The following is a 16811-nucleotide window of genomic DNA, read 5'->3' on the forward strand; positions in this document are numbered from 1 at the left end:
ACAAATCTGCAATTCTTAGTAGAGAAGGAAAGGTTTCTGTACCTTTGTACACATAAAACCAAATGACTTTTTACAATGAAACTTCCCAAATCAAAGTTACTTATTGCTGTCGTATGTTTAGTCCTTCCACTTTTGTTTGCTTCATGTTCAAAAGATGAAGAAAGCGCAAACGACCACATGCCCTTTGTTCCTATCGAACAAAATGATTTCACAGCTGATATCCTGCAACCTAATATTAACTATTCAATTCCTATCCAAGGAGACGACGCTAACCAATATTTCTTTAATGCTGTGGGTACCTACGAGGGTACGCTAACCGTTTATGACCCTAAGACCAAACAGGTGATTCCTTCTAATTTTGATAATCATGTAAGTGCCAAGTTCGAATTATACTTACATCAGTTTTACTTGACTCCAGATCCTCTTCCTTTTACATTATATGCCTTAAAGAAGGATCAATATGCTTATGACATACTATATAAAATAATCAAAATATGGACCGTGATGAGAAATCGTAAGATACATGATTATCGTACAATACTCATCGGAAGAAACAAGAAGAATCCTTCAGAAGTGGCATTCCAATTGTATGACCCATATAACTTCTACCCATATCTGGAAACTCCCCACCAGAATCGTTATGACTTGACTGAAATGTATTATAATATCTGTGGAACTATCAACAATACAACGAAAGAATTGACGGTTTACATAAAGCCTATGGGTGCCTTGTTTTATGACAGCATGGTTCAAAGCAATAAAATAAAAGCCGAATTCAACGACGTTTATTTTATATGCAAATTAAAGAAGACGGCATAGGAAACTGACTTCCCATATAACAAAAGAATAAACGATGAATAAAGAATAGATTATGAATAAAAAGAACAAATACAACCTGCTCGTCGCTCTTTTCCTACTGTTGGTAGGCAGCTTTTCTGTTTCATGTTCGAAAGACGATGATGCAACAACAGACAACACCTCTACTTTCGCACCTATCGGTGGTGAAGAAGCAACTAAAGTGCAGAAATCTTTACTTAGCAAGTATAGAGGTAATGTGTATGTTTACGACCCTACAACCAAGAAGAATTATTATTTTAATTCAAGGCTTGACCTCGATACTCTTACCATCTACGGTGCAAGAAAATCCTACTATGGCAATTTAACCTTGTCACGCGACACATATGTGAAGCTACACAATATCGAAAAAACTGCGATAAACGATACACTATCAGAAATATTTACTCAGCGACACGAAAAGTCACATTTACTTCTTAATGGTATTCGTTTCACCAGCCGCAACCAACAAGACAGTTGCGTATATCGTTTTGAGGTATCACGAGGGATAGTTGAATTTGTAGACTCCAGTCCTAAAATAGGAAGCACAAGGTATCTTAGAACTTATTTTAACGGCTACGGATATTATAACGTAAAAACAAGTAAGTTTAAGTTTTATCTTCGTCCTTTCAATGCCTACACAATGCTATATCATGAAACCTTGGAATACGGAAGAATTCCACTCACAGGACGTTATCTGGTTTATGAACTCACAAAGGTTCAATAAGGTGTACTGACACATCTTCTTTTGTTGGATAATTTCATAACCTAAAAATCAAAAGGGCGTTAATTCCATTCGAATTAACGCCCTTTTGGCTTGCTAAAGATGCCCTTTAAGAACCTTAATAACGCCCTTCTCAGACCTTAGTAAGCACCTTCAAAACCGCGACTTTACAAATAACTGATAACAAGATACTTACAAAGGTAACAAAAAAGCTGATTCTCGACTCTATTCCTCACCTTTTCCGGACCAGAAATGTAAAATAAATTCGGACTTTGAACTTTGAACTTTGAACTTTGAACTTTGAACTTTATGATATGAACTACGAATTTCTCTAATTGCACGAATCCTTATTGCTAAAGAATTCGTGTCATTCGCGAAATTCGTAGTCTTAGAGGTTAAAGTTCAAAGTTTTATGGTCAAATCATAAAGTTCAATGTTCAATGTTCAAAGCTCAATGTTTTAAGCGTATTGGATCATCATACTGCACCTGCAGTTGGAGGAGTTGTTTCTTAAGGTTCTTTGTGAGCTTCTCCGTACCTGGTTTACCATAGATATTATGCATCTGATCAGGGTCTTTCTTTAGGTCGTAAAGTTCCCAAGCATTGATATCATTGTAGAAGTGCATGAGCGAATAACGCTTCGTACGAATACCATAGTGACGGCAAACAGAGTGCTCGGCAGGGTATTCATAGTAGTGATAGTAAAGCGACTGACGCCAGTTGGCTGGCTTCTTACCCTCAAGGAGTGGGAGGAAAGACTGGCCCTGAATGTCAGAAGGCACCTTTGCACCAGCTACATCGAGGAAGGTTGGGGCATAGTCGATGTTCTGTACCATCTCTTTGACAACCCCATGCTTACCGCCCGGATAGTAAACCAACAATGGTGTGCGGAATGACTCTTCATACATGAAACGCTTGTCGAACCATCCATGTTCGCCCATGTAGAAACCTTGATCAGAGGTATAGACAATCATTGTGTTGTCAAGAAGACCATGCTGGCGCAGATACTCGATGACACGACCGACGTTGCGATCGACAGAGTGAATCACACGCATATAGTCGTGCATATAACGTTGATACTTCCATTCAGCGAGTGCCTTACCAGAGAGTTTGTCTTCCTTAAACTTCTTGATGATTGGGTCATAGTAGCTATCCCACTGCGCACGCTGCGAAGGTGTCATACGTTTGTAGTTGCCACGTCCCCACTGCTCAAGTCCTGTAGTGGTGTGAATCTCGTTCTCCTTATCCGCCATCTTATTGTCGTAGACGAGGTCCATGTCCTTTATGATACTCATCTCCTGCTTCTGTGCAGCCAAACGACCAGCATAGTCATCATAGAAAGTCTTTGGCAACGGATAGGTCACATCGTCATAGAGGCGGAGGTCGCAGGTATCAGGATTCCACACACGGTGAGGCGCCTTGTTGTGCATCAACAGACAGAAAGGCTTGTTCTTGTCGCGTTTGTTCTCCATCCAGTCAATCGCCATGTCGGCAATGATGTTCGTCACATAGCCCGGACGGCGTATCTTCTTACCATTGCTGAGGAAGTCAGGGTTATAGTAGTCGCCCTGTCCGATAAGGATATCCCAGTAGTTGAAGCCTGTTGGCAGTGAGGTGAGATGCCACTTACCAATCATTGCCGTCTGATAGCCCTGCTTCTGGAGCAACTTAGGGAAGGTCTGCTGACCACCGTCAAAGGTCTTAGAGTTGTCCGTGAAGCCATTAGCATGACTGTGCTTACCCGTCAGCATACACGCACGTGATGGACCGCTGAGGGAGTTGGCAACAAAGCTCTCTTGGAACTTCACACCATTGTCAGCTAACCAGTCGATGTTAGGTGTACTGATAAAACGCTTGTCGTAAGCGCTGATTGTCTGATACGAATGGTCATCGCTCATGATGAAGACGATGTTCATCGGTTTCTTCTGCGCTTGGGCAGGAACGAATGCACCCATTGCAATCGCTCCTGTCAAGCCGTATAAAACTTTATTTTGCATATATAATAAATTGGTTTATCGCAATTATTTATCCCATCCGGGGTTCTGCTTCCACAGATTGTTGGTCAGTGTGAGCATACGCGTTTCGAACGGAAGGAGGTAATCACGCTTTGGATTAAACTTCCAACCGGTCTCATAGCCTGATGGATTCACTGGCAATACGTAACGTTGTGCGTCGCCAGGCTTGCCAGAGAGGTAGAGATTATTGCCTTTGGGCTTGTCATAAACGAGGCTTGTGCCATACTTTGCATGATGTTCGAGGTTGCTACCAATGAACAATGCACCGTGTGCACGCTTGCCAACGATCAGCTCATCGGCTGCTGCCCAACGGAAGATATCATCCAATCGACGACCCTCACAAGCCTGCTCAATACGACGTTCACGGCGAACTGCCTGCAAATACTTGTTGAGATTGTGGAAAGGATAGTCTGCCTCGGTGTTATACTCTCTGTCGAAGTCGACTGCTGGCATACCAACTCGGTCGCGCAAAGGCTTCAGAATGGCAATAATCTGACTCTCGTTAGCCGCACCATCGAGCTCTGCCAAAGCCTCAGCATAGTTTAAGAGGATGTCAGCATAGCGATACTGAATGGCTGGTGTGCTGCCTTTACCTTCCTGATCAAGGCTTCCCTTATAGTCAATCTGTACGTGCTTGAGCATTGAATAGCCTGTTTCATTCTTGTTATAGCCCGACCCATTGAGTGGTGGAACAACGTAACCGCCTTGGTCTGGACGCAGAATCTGACCCGGCATACACACTGTCTGGCACAGACGTGGGTCGCGAACAGTTGGCTTTAGCTCGTCGCCAAAGGTTGCCTTTGCAGTCAACACGGCTGGTCCGACAAAGGGTTTACCGTCGATGGTGAGGTAGTCGTCAACCAATGATGCTGTAACACCGCTACTACCACCACCCTGATTGAGGTAGCGGTCAACGCTGTTACCAACATTCACGCCGTCATAACGCTTAAACCATAACACCTCAGGGTTGGCGCTAAGGTCCTCTGTCTGGAAGATAACGCGGTAGTCGTTCAATGGATTACCCGTCGTATAGATTCTCCAGACACCTCTGTCAACAACGTCCTTACAAGCCTCAACACACTGATCTAAGTAAGACTTAATCTTCGCATCGGTAACAGTTGGGTCGAAGAAAGCATCGTTCTTTGCCTTATGATACCTCTCCCATGTAGCCTCATAGAGTGCCACCTCGCTCTTGAAAGCACGTGCCACATCCTTATGAACACGCATCGAAGCACTGCTGTTCTGGGTATTAAGGTTGGCAATAGCCTTATCGAGGTCGGCAAGAATACTATCAGCAATCACGGTTCGTTCCTGTTGAGGCTGGTTCATCTCCTCCTCTTGTGGTTCGAGAGGGCGATTCACCCAAGCAATCTTACCATAGTTCTTGAACAACTGGAAGTAGAACCATGCACGGAAATAATATGCCTCGCCCACGCATTGCTTGTAGGCAGCGGAGTTCTTATCCTTGAAATTGAGGTTATTCAAGAAGAAGTTGACGTTGCGAATATTATAGTAATGACCGAGTTTGCCCGCATTAGCGAGAGTCAAACCACCATTGAGGCGGGTGTTAACAGAGCCACTTGCCATGTTATCGCTGTTCATATCGATACCAGCAATACCACCGCTACCCCATGAGTTAAAGTCTTGTCCCTTCACACCAGTCTGATAGAACTGGTCGAGATAACTGTTCATCTCACCCAAGGAGGTGAAAGGGTTGACCGTTGAAAGCACTCCTTCAGGAGACTTGTCCAAGTCGAAGCAACTTGTAAGTGTTGTTGCACTCAAGAGTGCTAAACATATATATTTAAGTTTCATAGTTATATTCTTTTAAAGGATTAGAGATTAACCATAAGTCCAAATGAGATGACCTTATTCATTGGATAGTTCTTACCGCCTTCGCCTGTGTAGCCATTGGCAGTGAAGATAACCTCTGGGTCGAGCATCTTCTTTAGTTTTGTGAAGGTAAGGAGGTTCTCACCAGAGAAGAACACTTTCACCTGCTGGAGTTTCATCTTCTGTGTCCAAGCCTGTGGGAGGGTGTAACTCAAGGTCAAGTTCTTCAAACGACAGTAAGCCGCACTCTGCAAGTATTGATCAGTAGGCTGGCTCTTTGTCTTCGCTGCATATGGACGAACGCCACCTGCTGAATTGATATAAGGCTTTGGATAGTAGGCGTTAGGATTGCTCTCTGACCAGTAGTCAAGATGGTCTTTGAAGAGCGTTACCTGTGCGTAAGGACCTGTTCCCCAGAAGTAAACACTATTGGTTGGGTCCCAATCACGCTTGCCTACGCCTTGGAACATAAAGCTCAAGCTCAGTCCCTTCCAGCTAACCATACCGTTGATAGTATACTGATAACGAGGAGAGGTATTACCGATGATGGTCATATCGCCCATATCATCGAGTTTATTCTTACCATTGTTCACATATTTGTCGTTGTTAAGATCGCGATAAGCAACGTCACCCGGTGTCCACTTCAAGGTTGAGAAGAAGGTGTTGTTATGGCTTGCATTGTAAGCATCAGCCTGCTCCTGTGTCTGCAACAAGCCGTCTGTACGATAGCCCCATATCTCTCCAACGCGTCTGCCTCTATACCAGTTGCTTGCTGGTGCCGTACCTGTTGGGTTAGCATAGTCTGTCACAATAGAGGTATAGTCAGCCAAAGAACCACCGATACTATAGTCGATGTCCTTACCAATCTTACCACGATAATTCAGCGTTAGCTCCCATCCACGATCGCGCAAAGAGGCGTTATTGGTTTGTGGGGCATTAGCACCGAAGAAGTCGGGGAAGTCTACACCAGGTCCCAACATATCCTTCGTCTTACGCTCGTAGACGTCAAGACTACCCGTAAGGGCATTGTTCATGAAGCCGAAGTCTAAACCGATATTCTTGCTGCTTACCTTCTCCCATGTTGTTGCTGGATTGACAACGCCTGGCGCAAGGAGGTAAGCATGACGACCATCAGCAAAGATATAGCTTCCTAATCCACCACTGAGATTCATGGTTGAAGCGAAGGTGTAGAGGGCTGCACCTGCCTGATTACCGAGCTTACCGTATGACATTCGCAACTTCAACTGCGATACTTTCTGGCTGAGCGGCTCCATAAACTTCTCACGACTGATGTTCCAACCGAGGGATACAGATGGGAAGAAGCCCCAACGATGATCGCGTGCAAAGCGTGAAGAACCGTCATAACGGCCGTTTACTTCGAGCAAGTAACGACCCTGATAGTCGTAGTTGATACGTCCGAAGAAGCCACGTGTTGCCCATCCGTTGCGGATATCGTCTGGCTGCTTGTCGCCTGTTCCCATTGCTGTATTAGGATTGTGCATTGAGTAAAGACCAGAGATAGCGTTCTTCAAGTAGTCTACCTTATTGTTTTCTTCCTGATAACCAGCCATCAAGACGATGTTATGATCCTCTGCAAGGGTCAACGAGTAGTTACCATAGAGGCTGATATTCTGATAGTGGATGTTATAGTTTGAACGCTGATACTTGCCATCAGGACTTGCATCCAACTCACCTCGCACTCCCTTTGAAGTGGTTACGCCATCGGCTGCATAGATGTCTGGGGCAACGTTCAAAGCCTCGTATGAGGTCGAGATAAACTTATTGGTGTAATCGGCATTGATAATCAATCCCTTTACTGGATTAAGCTCGAAGCCTAATGTGATGTCGTAATGATTGCGCTTTGTACGGGTGAAGGTACCACTCTGTAGGTAAGGTATCATTGACAACTCCGTGAAATGACCATGAGGATCAACCACTGAAATCGTCGGACGGAAACGTGCTAAGGAGTGATAGAAGCCTTCGCTCAAGCCGCCTGCACCAAAAGGAGTGTTATCAACAGAGTGAACATACTTCAAGTTAAGTTTCATCTTCATCCATGAGGTGAGACGAGAAGTGAGGTTGGAAGCGAGGTTCATACGCTCAAAGTTCATCTTCGCATAACGCAGAATACCGTCTTCCTTGAAGTAACCTCCTGATACATAATACTGTGCCTGCTTTCCACCACCGCTCAAACTAACGTTGTGCTGCTGCTTAAAGGCATAGTCTTTATAATGTAACTTGAAGTAATCAACGTTTCCAATACCCTTCTCTGTGTTCTCAAAGGCTGGGTTCATCAAGGAGTTGGCAGGGAGTTCTTGCCATGGATTTACACTTGATGGGTCGTTCATATACTGCTCTAAGAGCTTAATCTTTTCATCGCTGTAAAGACGAGAGGAGTTGGCATTCGTAACACCAGCATTCCACATCTTGGCAAACTCTACGGCATTTGCCATCTCAGGCAGTACGGTAGGACGGTTCCAACCCATACTTCCCTGATAGTTTACGTGCATCTTGCCTTCCTCGCCACGTTTCGTTGTGACCAAGATAACACCGTAGGCAGCACGTGCACCATAGATAGAACAAGCGGATGCATCTTTCAATACGGAGATTGACTCGATATCATTTGGATTGACATCGGCAAGACTCATCTCGATTCCATCTACTAAAACATAAGGATGACCGGTGCCGGAGAGGTTGCCTTGACCACGCAATGACAAGGCTGCCGTGGCTCCCGGACGACCAGAGCTGCCATTAGATACCATCAAACCCGGTACCAATCCCTGAAGACTCTGCGACGCATCGGTCACTGGGCGCATCTCAAGTGCATCGCCCTTAACAGATGAAACAGAACCGGTGAGGTTTACCTTCTTTTGTACTCCATAGCCTACGACAACCACTTCGTTCAATGCTTGGTTGTCATCCTGCAGACTAACGGTATAATTGGTCATACCTGCCTTGACGGTTACAGACTGAGGCTTAAAGCCCACATAACTTACTTGTAGCACAGCACCGGGTGCAGCTGAAAGCGAGAAGTTGCCATCAACATCCGTAACAGCCATGGCAACTCCATTAACCATCACAGAGGCACCGATAACGGGTTCACCATGGGTATCTTTCACAACACCCTTGATAGCCTGCTTTTGCTGCTGTGTACTCTCAAACGTTTTTACATTCGCACTCGTAGAACTAAGTGCTGGGGTAGCGACGAATAAACTCAGACACAAAGAGAGTGCCACCCCTCCCATTGCGAATGGGGGATGCTTCCTTATACCCAGGAAGACAGTAGTAGATTTAGACATAATTACATTGATTTAGGTTTACAGGTGCAAATATAACACTTTTTTTATTAATTCAGAATTCATAATTCAAAATTCATAATCCTCTGTTAATTCATAATTCAAAATTCACAATTCATAATTATGATTACTACTGTTAACTGTGATTTATCGCTACAATTAACTCGTTTACTTGTTTACTTGTCAACTCGTCTACTCGTCAACTACCAATGTGCGAGATTTAACGCAGCAGAGTAAAGAAATATATTAACAAAACAATCAAAGAAAAGACAGCAAATCGGACTCAAAACGTATATTTTCAAAACTCTTGTAAGTCTTTTGTTATCAATCAGTTGCAGAAGTGGTTTTCAAAAGGTGCTTAGTAAGGCTTCAAAAGGGCGTTAATAAGACCTCAAAAGGGCATCTTTTGCAAGCTAAAAGGGCGTTAATTCGAATGGAATTAACGCCCTCTTATTTTTCAAGGTTTGAATTTCCTTTACAATACAGAGGAACAAAAGAAGACAGAAGAATAAAAAACAAAGATTATCTGTTTTATTGCCACAAGCAACTTGTTAACTTGTCTACTCGTAAACCTGTCTACTCGCCAACTTGTTAACTCGTCTACTCGTTCTTATGTTACTATGTCTTCCTCACAAGCAACTTGTTAACTTGTCTACTCGTCAACTACCCATATCATAAAGTTCAATGTTCAAAGTTAATAGTTCAAAGGAAAAAGCATCCCTCAGCAAACTGTTTCCAGCACTCCCCCTCTCTCTCGGAGAGGGGGTTGGGGGGTGAGGTCCCTCCCCGATAGGGTATATTTACGTTAAATAAACCAAACTTTATACCCTTTAGGGATTATCTGTTTTGTTTTTCATAGATATTTCGTACATTTGTACCCGTAAAGGTATAATCAGCATGGAGAAGAATCAACTATCAATCACATTAAAGCAACTGCGGAAGGAATATCATCTAACGCAGGAGGATATGGCTTTCAAAGCAGGTGTAGGACTCCGCTTTGTCCGTGAGATGGAACAAGGAAAAGCTACACTACGCATGGACAAAGTCAACCAAGTACTCGAGCTGTTCAACCTACAGTTAGGACCAGTACCCATTCCAAAGGACTAAGTGACAAAAAAAATCAACATCATGAGACAAGGAAAAGTATATGTAAAAGATAAGCCGGCAGGCATTATCACAGAAGACGAGAGGGGATATAGCTTCGCTTATCTTCAAGAGTATTTGGATAGTAGTAAGCCAACCCCCGTAAGTCTGACTTTGCCATTACGTGCAGAACATTATCATAATAATGTACTTTTTTCTTTCTTCGATGGTCTTATTCCAGAAGGTTGGATGCTGAATATTGCTGAACGAAACTGGAAAATCAACCGTAGAGACCGCATGGGATTACTCCTCTCGTGCTGCCGTGACTGTATAGGAGATATTAGCATCGTACCCATAGAAAAGGAGGAGGAAAGAAGATGAAACGTTGCCTGTGTTGTTATAAGCCGTTAAAGGCTGGGGAAGTTGACTATCACTCACATTGTGCAAAGAAAATGTTTGGAGCCGCAATAGCCCCTATCCTTCCCTACACACGAAAGGATATTAACCGTTTGGCACAGATTGTCGTTGAAAAACGAACAACAGTGACAGGTGTGCAATCAAAACTATCAATTGACCTTGAGCATGACGCAGCAGGAAATCCACAACGTCTAACGATAGTAGGCGTTATGGGACGATATATCCTTAAACCCCAAACAGAGCAGTTTGAATGCCTCCCAGAGATAGAGGATTTATCCATGCATCTGGCTGAGATTGCGAAGATTCCAACAGTTCCGCATTCTCTTATCCGTTTTGCTGATGGTGAACTAAACTATATCACAAAAAGAATTGATAGAACCGACGATGGACGAAAGCTTCCTATGGAGGATATGTGTCAACTAAGTGGTAAACTGACGGAACAGAAATATCAAGGAAGTTATGAAATGATAGCCCGTTTCCTCGACCAATATTCCAGTGTCTCTATGTTAGACAAAGTGAACTATTGGCAGCAGGTTGTTTTCTCGTGGATTATAGGCAATGCGGATATGCACCTTAAAAACTTCTCTTTGTATAGCATACGAGAAGGACACTATGTACTCTGTCCAACCTACGATCAGGTTTCCACAAAGATTGTTATGCCAGAAGACACAGAGGATATGGCATTGTCGCTCAACGGATTCAAGAAATCACTTCTTGTCTATGACTTCCGAGAAGCTATGTTTTCGACAGGACTCTCCGAAGTGGTTGCTAACAGAATATTATCTGGTTTTGCTAAGTTTAGGGACAAATGGATAGTGTGTATTGATAACTCTTTTATCTCTGATAATCAGAAAGAACAATACAAGAAACTTATTGACCACAGATTGGAAACCTTAGCAAAAGAATAAGACTGATTTAATTCAGAAGCCTCTGTTAATTCAGAATTCATAATCCTTTATTAATTCATAATTCATAATTCACAATTCATAATTATGATTACTACTGTTAACTATGCTTTATCACTACAATTAACTTGTTAACTCGTCAACTCGTCAACTACCACTCAGCAATACTATAAGTTAGAAATAACCACCAACTCTTAAGAAGAAGGTATTATTCAACTTCTTTTTAGGATAGAAATCGTCAAATGCCTTCCCTTGGACTGATATCTTCCGATAGGATGAGTAAACATCAAAATCAGAAAGTCCATAACCAAGAGCAACGAAAATATTATTACTTTCGACCCTAACAGTAGGGCGTATATCCCAAAAGCACCACTGCATATCGTTTGTGTGTATGCTTTTTTGCTGTGAGGCTTGTGTTGTTGTATTAATATACTTTACATTAACAAGGGTATACGGAAGCTGGAACATTACACCAAAGTCTACTCCGAGTTTGAAAGTCCAGTTTCCCACTTGAGCTATAGTAGGGCTATTTAGTGATAACGTAGGCTCTAAATAGATATTCTGTGGTTTACAATCCTTTTCTGATAACTTCCAATAGTCCCATTCCCCATGATGGAGTTCTGACTGCGGGATATGATTAGCGTGCCATTGCTTATAATATCCGAAAGAAGCACCCACACCAATACTTTTGTTCAAGTAATATAGATAGGTTAGTCGAGTATCATAAGCTTGATTTGTCATAATACCTGCACTCATGGATATTTCATGACAAGCATTCTCCCCTTGCGCCATAGCACACAATGGTAAAAAAGAAATTAAATAAATGATATTTCTGAATTTCATTTCGTTCAAAAATTCCTTATCTGTTATGAATCATGATTACCTCTATTGACCATGTTTCCCTAAACGCATAGTAAACACGTAAACTACCACTCATAAGTACCGATGTTAACTGTGGTTTATCGCTACAAATAACTTGTCTACTCGTAAACCTGTCTACTCGTCAACTCACACAAGGGGTATCTCGCATTTCACGCCCCTCCCTATGGGGGAGGGGTCGGGGGAGGGGCCAGTTGTTTTGTTGTTTTGTTGTTTTGTTATTTTTCCTTTTTACAGCAAGCTCTCTCCAAATATCGCGTTCTTAATATCCTTCTCGTGTTCGAATACGAAGCGAGCAACGATAGCACTCAATAGGGCTGTTGAAGGAAGTTTCACACTCGTAGCAGACTTCAGACGGTCGAGGACACCCTTGAGGTCTGAGTCGATGTAAACGGTAGCCAAACGAGAGTCGCGTGCCTTATAGTCGCGTGCCAAGTCGAGAAAAATCTGCCAGCTATCCTCACCGCTATCCTTTGCAAGAGAATATTCGCGTGCTAACTGTCTGCCCTCCGCCTTTGGGAGCTTCTTTGCTGCTGGTGCAGTACGGTCCTTACGATCAGTGCCCTCTTGTTTTGGCTCTACACGACCAAACGGACTTGCAGGAGTCGTTGGTGCTGCTGGCTCGTCAACATCTCCAATAGCTTCAGCATACTCCTCTGGCTGCTGTTCCTCAACCTGAGTACGCACCTCCTGCTCAACATTGTTCGTATCATACTGTGCAGGCTCGTTAGCTTCCTGCTCATCCGTCGTCGTCTCCTCTGAATTAGTAGTAGGATTTGGTCTTGCACTCTTCTGTACGCTATGTGCCAAGTCGGTCATTGCACCAGGCATCATAACCATTGTTTTCTTCTTCTTAGCCATTGTATCTTAATTTCTTTGTTTTTACTTTATTATATATAAACGTGGGACCTTATCATTTCCTTTCACTTGGTGTGTCCCCTCGTCATCGTCTCTCCCCTATTGCGCCCTCACGAAGTCTTCCCGGTTAGCATCGTCTAACATCGTTTGTCTAACCAATTTTATTAGATTTTATTTATCTAATCAGTTTTATCAGACCCTATTTATCTAACCAGTTTTATCCAACTTCATCCCGTTAGGCACTCCCCCTCTTTCGGAGGGGGCTGGGGGGAGGTTTTTTACTTCATCCTCCTCAGCATATAATCAAACGCCTTCTTCACCGCATCACGCTGTGTACCGAGCAATTCGAAAGTGTTTGTACGCTTTAGTGTCGCACGGCTGTTGACAACTGGTGTGACACGTCCGAAGTTTCCAAACACCTCATCGGTTCTGCGCCACATCTCCTGCTCCTCAGCCGTACCGATACGTGGGTCGATGCGGTTTGGAACGAAGAAGAGTTGTGCGGTCATCTGTGGGTTATGCTCGCGAAGTACGTTAAGCACCTGAACGAAGACGCCCGTTGAGTCCAACGCCTTATCCTCATATTCGTAAGGACAAACGATGTAGTCTGCACCCACGAAGAGCGGAGCCAAACCGTCCTCACTGATATTACCAGGAGAGTCAAACAATACGAATCCTTCTACCTGTGAAGCTGAGTCAACTAATGTCTGCATTGTCTCGACATCAGTCACGTCAAAGTCCTGAACGTTATAAGGTTCTTCCTCACCCTCATAGATCAGCTTATCCTTTCGACGCTGCATCAGAATCGTCTTCTGCAAGTCGGTATCAATGATACATACGTCCTTACCCTTTGCAGCGAGATAGTTGGCAAAGAGGATGCACAGCGTACTCTTCCCTACTCCACCTTTCTGATTTGCAAAAACAATCTTCTTATTCTTCATTGTTTATATATTTATATTTTTAATTTCTTATCTTTTTCTTTATTTACGTATTTGCGTGTTCGAATATTTATATTTTCATTCGTTCACTTGTTTACGTATTAATCGCCTTTGCCGTTTCCTCATTCGGAGTCTTGCAAGTTGACTGCCTCTCCCCCGCTCTGCTCTTTGTGTCGATTCTCTCTTTCTTTGAGCGAGGAAAGGACTTTTCAATGGTTTTCTCCTTTCAATTTATCTTTTTGCGCCTTTTAAACGCTATTTCCTTCTCTTTCATCAACAAGTTTGATAGTGTTAAAAATATCTTTTTGATACTTATACCTATCTTTTCTCCCACCTTTTCATCAGAGCAGTTTACATTTTTCCACATTGACATAGCGTAACGCTTTCTTTCTGTAAATTCTCCTCCACTTCATCAGGGCTCATTTCTGCAATATTTTTTATTCTTCGTCCCTCTACCCACAAATTCTGAAGTTATAAATTACTTATTTCTTCCCTCTCGTCTGAGAAACTCAACTTTCTGGTGTCAAGGGTTCAGACGAGCAAGAGCATCAATTAGTGAGTAACTTCTTAATTCTGCTTTTTTAGTCATCAACTACCATAGTCGTCTTCAACACGCAGAATGGAATCAAAGCAAGAACGAAGTTTAACAGAGAGGTAATAGTAAAAATGTTCGTAATCTCTGTCATCGTCGCACCACTAACCCATGTATATACAACAAAGTATGCGAAATCTATCAACCACGTCAAAACTTGACAGCCAAACAAAGATGCACCAAACAAACGAATCTTACCAGCATAAGTACGCACTAATTGCACACACAGAACTAACTTCGTAATAAAAAACACAAGGAAAGCTACTTTCGTGAAATAAGCAAAATATGATGGTAATCCACCATGAAGAATTGCCATCATTTCCTCCTCTTGAGTAAAAAGCAACTGTGGCAAAGCACCTGCAAGAGCTAAGCAAAATATAAGCACCATCATAATTGTGACAGTCAACTGTACAGCCTTATCACCATTCTTATTTAAGCATCTACGAAATACCTCCAGCATCGCTAACTTTGTCGCAGCAATGACAAAATACTCAATAGCACGAATAAAGCTATACGACTGCGCTGTCGCAAAAGCATTCGTAAGAACTCCCTGCCCAGCATTGGGCACTGATGTCCATCCATCGATCAGATTGAAAACACTAAAAACAACGAACAAGCCTAAGCTCCAATTTAAAACCTGGCCCTCTTTAGGTGTAATAGAAAAAGCCTTTAATTTCATATATATTTATATAAAGGTTGAATTAAATAAATACGCACATATTGATGTGGTTATATTTTTATACTTGCAAATATACATCTATTTATCGAAACAAGCAAATACATCTAAACATTTTTAATGAGAAAAATAAAAAGATAAGAAAGCAAAAATGCAATAAAATATTTATCCTTTTGCTTTTTAATCTTTATATATATTTATGTAGATACATACTAATAAAACAAATAAACAAAATAAAGAAAAAACATCAATTAGAAAAGAAAAACACAAAGAGTAAAATAAAATATAATCTATATTTATATATTTATATGCTTAATAAGATATAAAGCAAAATAAATCTGATATGTATTTACATTATTATATATCTTTGTAATTAACGATTTGAACATTTAAATAATAACACAAACAAATAAAGAGCAAGACAAAAGAAAAAAGTGAGCGTAAAAGGAAACAAACGTATAGGATCAGAAAACTACATTTGAAAAGAAAAAGGAAAGCATTTGTCAACGATAACAGAGAAAAGCTAAAAGCCAAAACACGATGAATTCGAACAAAAACGCATAAACATATTTAATCAAATATATAAAAACATAGAATCCTAATAATCAATAGGAAAAGCAAACAACAAAGCACAAAGAAACCCTATCATATAGAATCAATAAATAGATAAACATAAGAAAAACAACGATTTCATCGAGAGGAAAACAACAAAACGACTTTAGACAAACAAGAAAAGAATATCCATTGAAACGAAAGAGAAAAAGCAAAAGAAATAGAAAGATAAAAACATAAATATGCGTTTAAGTAAATATATATAATATTGATATTCTGACATTTATAACACATTAGAAAAAAATAATGCAAAACAAAAATATAAAGACCGATTTATACAAAAACATAAATAAGAAAACACACAGAAAAAAGAAAACGCTTGGCAAAAAGAAATTGAAAGCGACAAAATAAACAAACAAAGAAGGAACCACAAAGAAGAATCTTAATAGCAAAGTGAGAAAACTAATAAAATAAACAAAAGTAAGAGAAGCTACTAAATAATACAGAGAGAATAAAATAAAAGACACCAAGAAGAACTAAATACATTTATATATTTACGTATTTAAGAGCTAATCAAAACGCAACATTGAATCTTTTATTTATTTCAATATTTAATTAATCATGTAATTACATATGCTAAAACATATTTATATATTTATCAAACATAAACACACAAAAATAATATTATATGGTTATATAAATATAGAATTATATTATAACACATTAAATTAAAAAGTCAATTACATAAATAATAAACGAAAATAAAAACAAAGTAGATAAACAAACAAAGAAATAAAACGATAAAAGTATTTTTATATACTTAAATATTCAAGCAAAAATATCAAAAAATAAACAGATGAAAGGGTAAAAATGAAGCCAAAATGAGAGGGAAAAAAGGGGAAAGGAAGTGCGACAAAAAGATGAAAAGAGACAGAAAGACAAAGAAGAGACAGAATGACATAAAGACAAAATAAGAGGAAAGACAGAATGACATAAAGACAAAGTGATAAAAAAGACAGAGTAACAGGAAAGACAGAATACATAAAAAAATACGATCCTGAAATAAGAAAAGTAAGGTTAAAAAAAAACAGGCTATAAACAGAGATGGGTAACAAACAAATTAAAAAGAATAGATAACTAACAAGAAGAGTTTTGATTTAAATTGCTGTCACTTTTAACAAATAGGACAAAACAACTATAAACCAAAGGG

General features: G+C 40.9%; 12 protein-coding genes. 5 read left to right on the forward strand and 7 right to left on the reverse strand.

What is annotated here, in order from left to right:
• The first annotated feature begins 75 nt into the window (after positions 1–75).
• Both HMPREF0659_RS11655 and HMPREF0659_RS11660 read left to right on the forward strand, forming a co-directional pair.
• Entirely contained in the window at positions 76–819 is a 744-nt protein-coding gene (locus HMPREF0659_RS11655) for a hypothetical protein (RefSeq protein ID WP_013265374.1), read from the forward strand.
• Between the two features lie 52 nt (positions 820–871).
• Positions 872–1561, forward strand: a complete 690-nt coding sequence (locus tag HMPREF0659_RS11660) for a hypothetical protein (protein ID WP_013265038.1) — start codon at positions 872–874, stop codon at positions 1559–1561.
• 448 nt (positions 1562–2009) lie between these two features.
• Here the strand turns inward: HMPREF0659_RS11660 and HMPREF0659_RS11665 are convergent, their stop codons facing one another.
• From HMPREF0659_RS11665 to HMPREF0659_RS11675, 3 genes are read right to left on the reverse strand one after another with little or no spacing between them, the layout of a single operon-like run.
• On the reverse strand, positions 2010–3554 hold the full coding sequence (locus HMPREF0659_RS11665) for a sulfatase family protein (protein ID WP_013265707.1): 1545 nt from the start codon (positions 3552–3554) through the stop codon (positions 2010–2012).
• Positions 3555–3578: 24 nt separating this feature from the next.
• A complete protein-coding gene (locus HMPREF0659_RS11670; protein WP_013265547.1) occupies positions 3579–5387 on the reverse strand; it encodes a RagB/SusD family nutrient uptake outer membrane protein in 1809 nt (602 codons plus the stop codon).
• Between the two features lie 20 nt (positions 5388–5407).
• Complete coding sequence (locus tag HMPREF0659_RS11675) at positions 5408–8704, reverse strand: SusC/RagA family TonB-linked outer membrane protein (protein WP_044046138.1); 3297 nt, start codon at positions 8702–8704, stop codon at positions 5408–5410.
• Positions 8705–9598: 894 nt separating this feature from the next.
• On the opposite strand from HMPREF0659_RS11675, the gene HMPREF0659_RS11680 reads away from it, so the two are divergent.
• The 3 genes from HMPREF0659_RS11680 to HMPREF0659_RS11690 are packed head-to-tail and all read left to right on the forward strand — an operon-like array spanning position 9599 to position 11109.
• Positions 9599–9808: a helix-turn-helix transcriptional regulator gene (locus tag HMPREF0659_RS11680; RefSeq protein ID WP_013265815.1), complete on the forward strand. Its 210-nt coding sequence runs from the start codon at positions 9599–9601 to the stop codon at positions 9806–9808.
• 21 nt (positions 9809–9829) lie between these two features.
• On the forward strand, positions 9830–10165 hold the full coding sequence (locus HMPREF0659_RS11685) for a HipA N-terminal domain-containing protein (protein ID WP_013265247.1): 336 nt from the start codon (positions 9830–9832) through the stop codon (positions 10163–10165).
• Positions 10162–11109: a HipA domain-containing protein gene (locus HMPREF0659_RS11690; protein WP_013265195.1), complete on the forward strand. Its 948-nt coding sequence runs from the start codon at positions 10162–10164 to the stop codon at positions 11107–11109. The genes HMPREF0659_RS11685 and HMPREF0659_RS11690 overlap by 4 nt, the downstream gene beginning before the upstream one ends.
• A gap of 171 nt (positions 11110–11280) precedes the next feature.
• Here HMPREF0659_RS11690 and HMPREF0659_RS11695 read toward each other — a convergent pair whose 3' ends face one another.
• The 4 genes from HMPREF0659_RS11695 to HMPREF0659_RS11710 all read right to left on the reverse strand — a co-directional run bounded on the left by HMPREF0659_RS11695 (position 11281) and on the right by HMPREF0659_RS11710 (position 15052).
• Positions 11281–11949: a hypothetical protein gene (locus HMPREF0659_RS11695; protein WP_146160288.1), complete on the reverse strand. Its 669-nt coding sequence runs from the start codon at positions 11947–11949 to the stop codon at positions 11281–11283.
• 267 nt (positions 11950–12216) lie between these two features.
• Positions 12217–12846 carry a hypothetical protein gene (locus HMPREF0659_RS11700; protein WP_013265492.1) on the reverse strand — a complete coding sequence of 210 codons (630 nt, stop codon included), beginning with the start codon at positions 12844–12846 and terminating at the stop codon, positions 12217–12219.
• Between the two features lie 275 nt (positions 12847–13121).
• Positions 13122–13784, reverse strand: a complete 663-nt coding sequence (locus tag HMPREF0659_RS11705) for a ParA family protein (RefSeq protein ID WP_004359131.1) — start codon at positions 13782–13784, stop codon at positions 13122–13124.
• A 578-nt stretch (positions 13785–14362) separates the two neighbouring features.
• Positions 14363–15052: a hypothetical protein gene (locus HMPREF0659_RS11710; protein WP_044046140.1), complete on the reverse strand. Its 690-nt coding sequence runs from the start codon at positions 15050–15052 to the stop codon at positions 14363–14365.
• Between the last annotated feature and the right edge of the window lie 1759 nt (positions 15053–16811).

Source organism: Prevotella melaninogenica ATCC 25845, from assembly GCF_000144405.1.
Classification (GTDB): Bacteria; Bacteroidota; Bacteroidia; order Bacteroidales; family Bacteroidaceae; genus Prevotella; species Prevotella melaninogenica.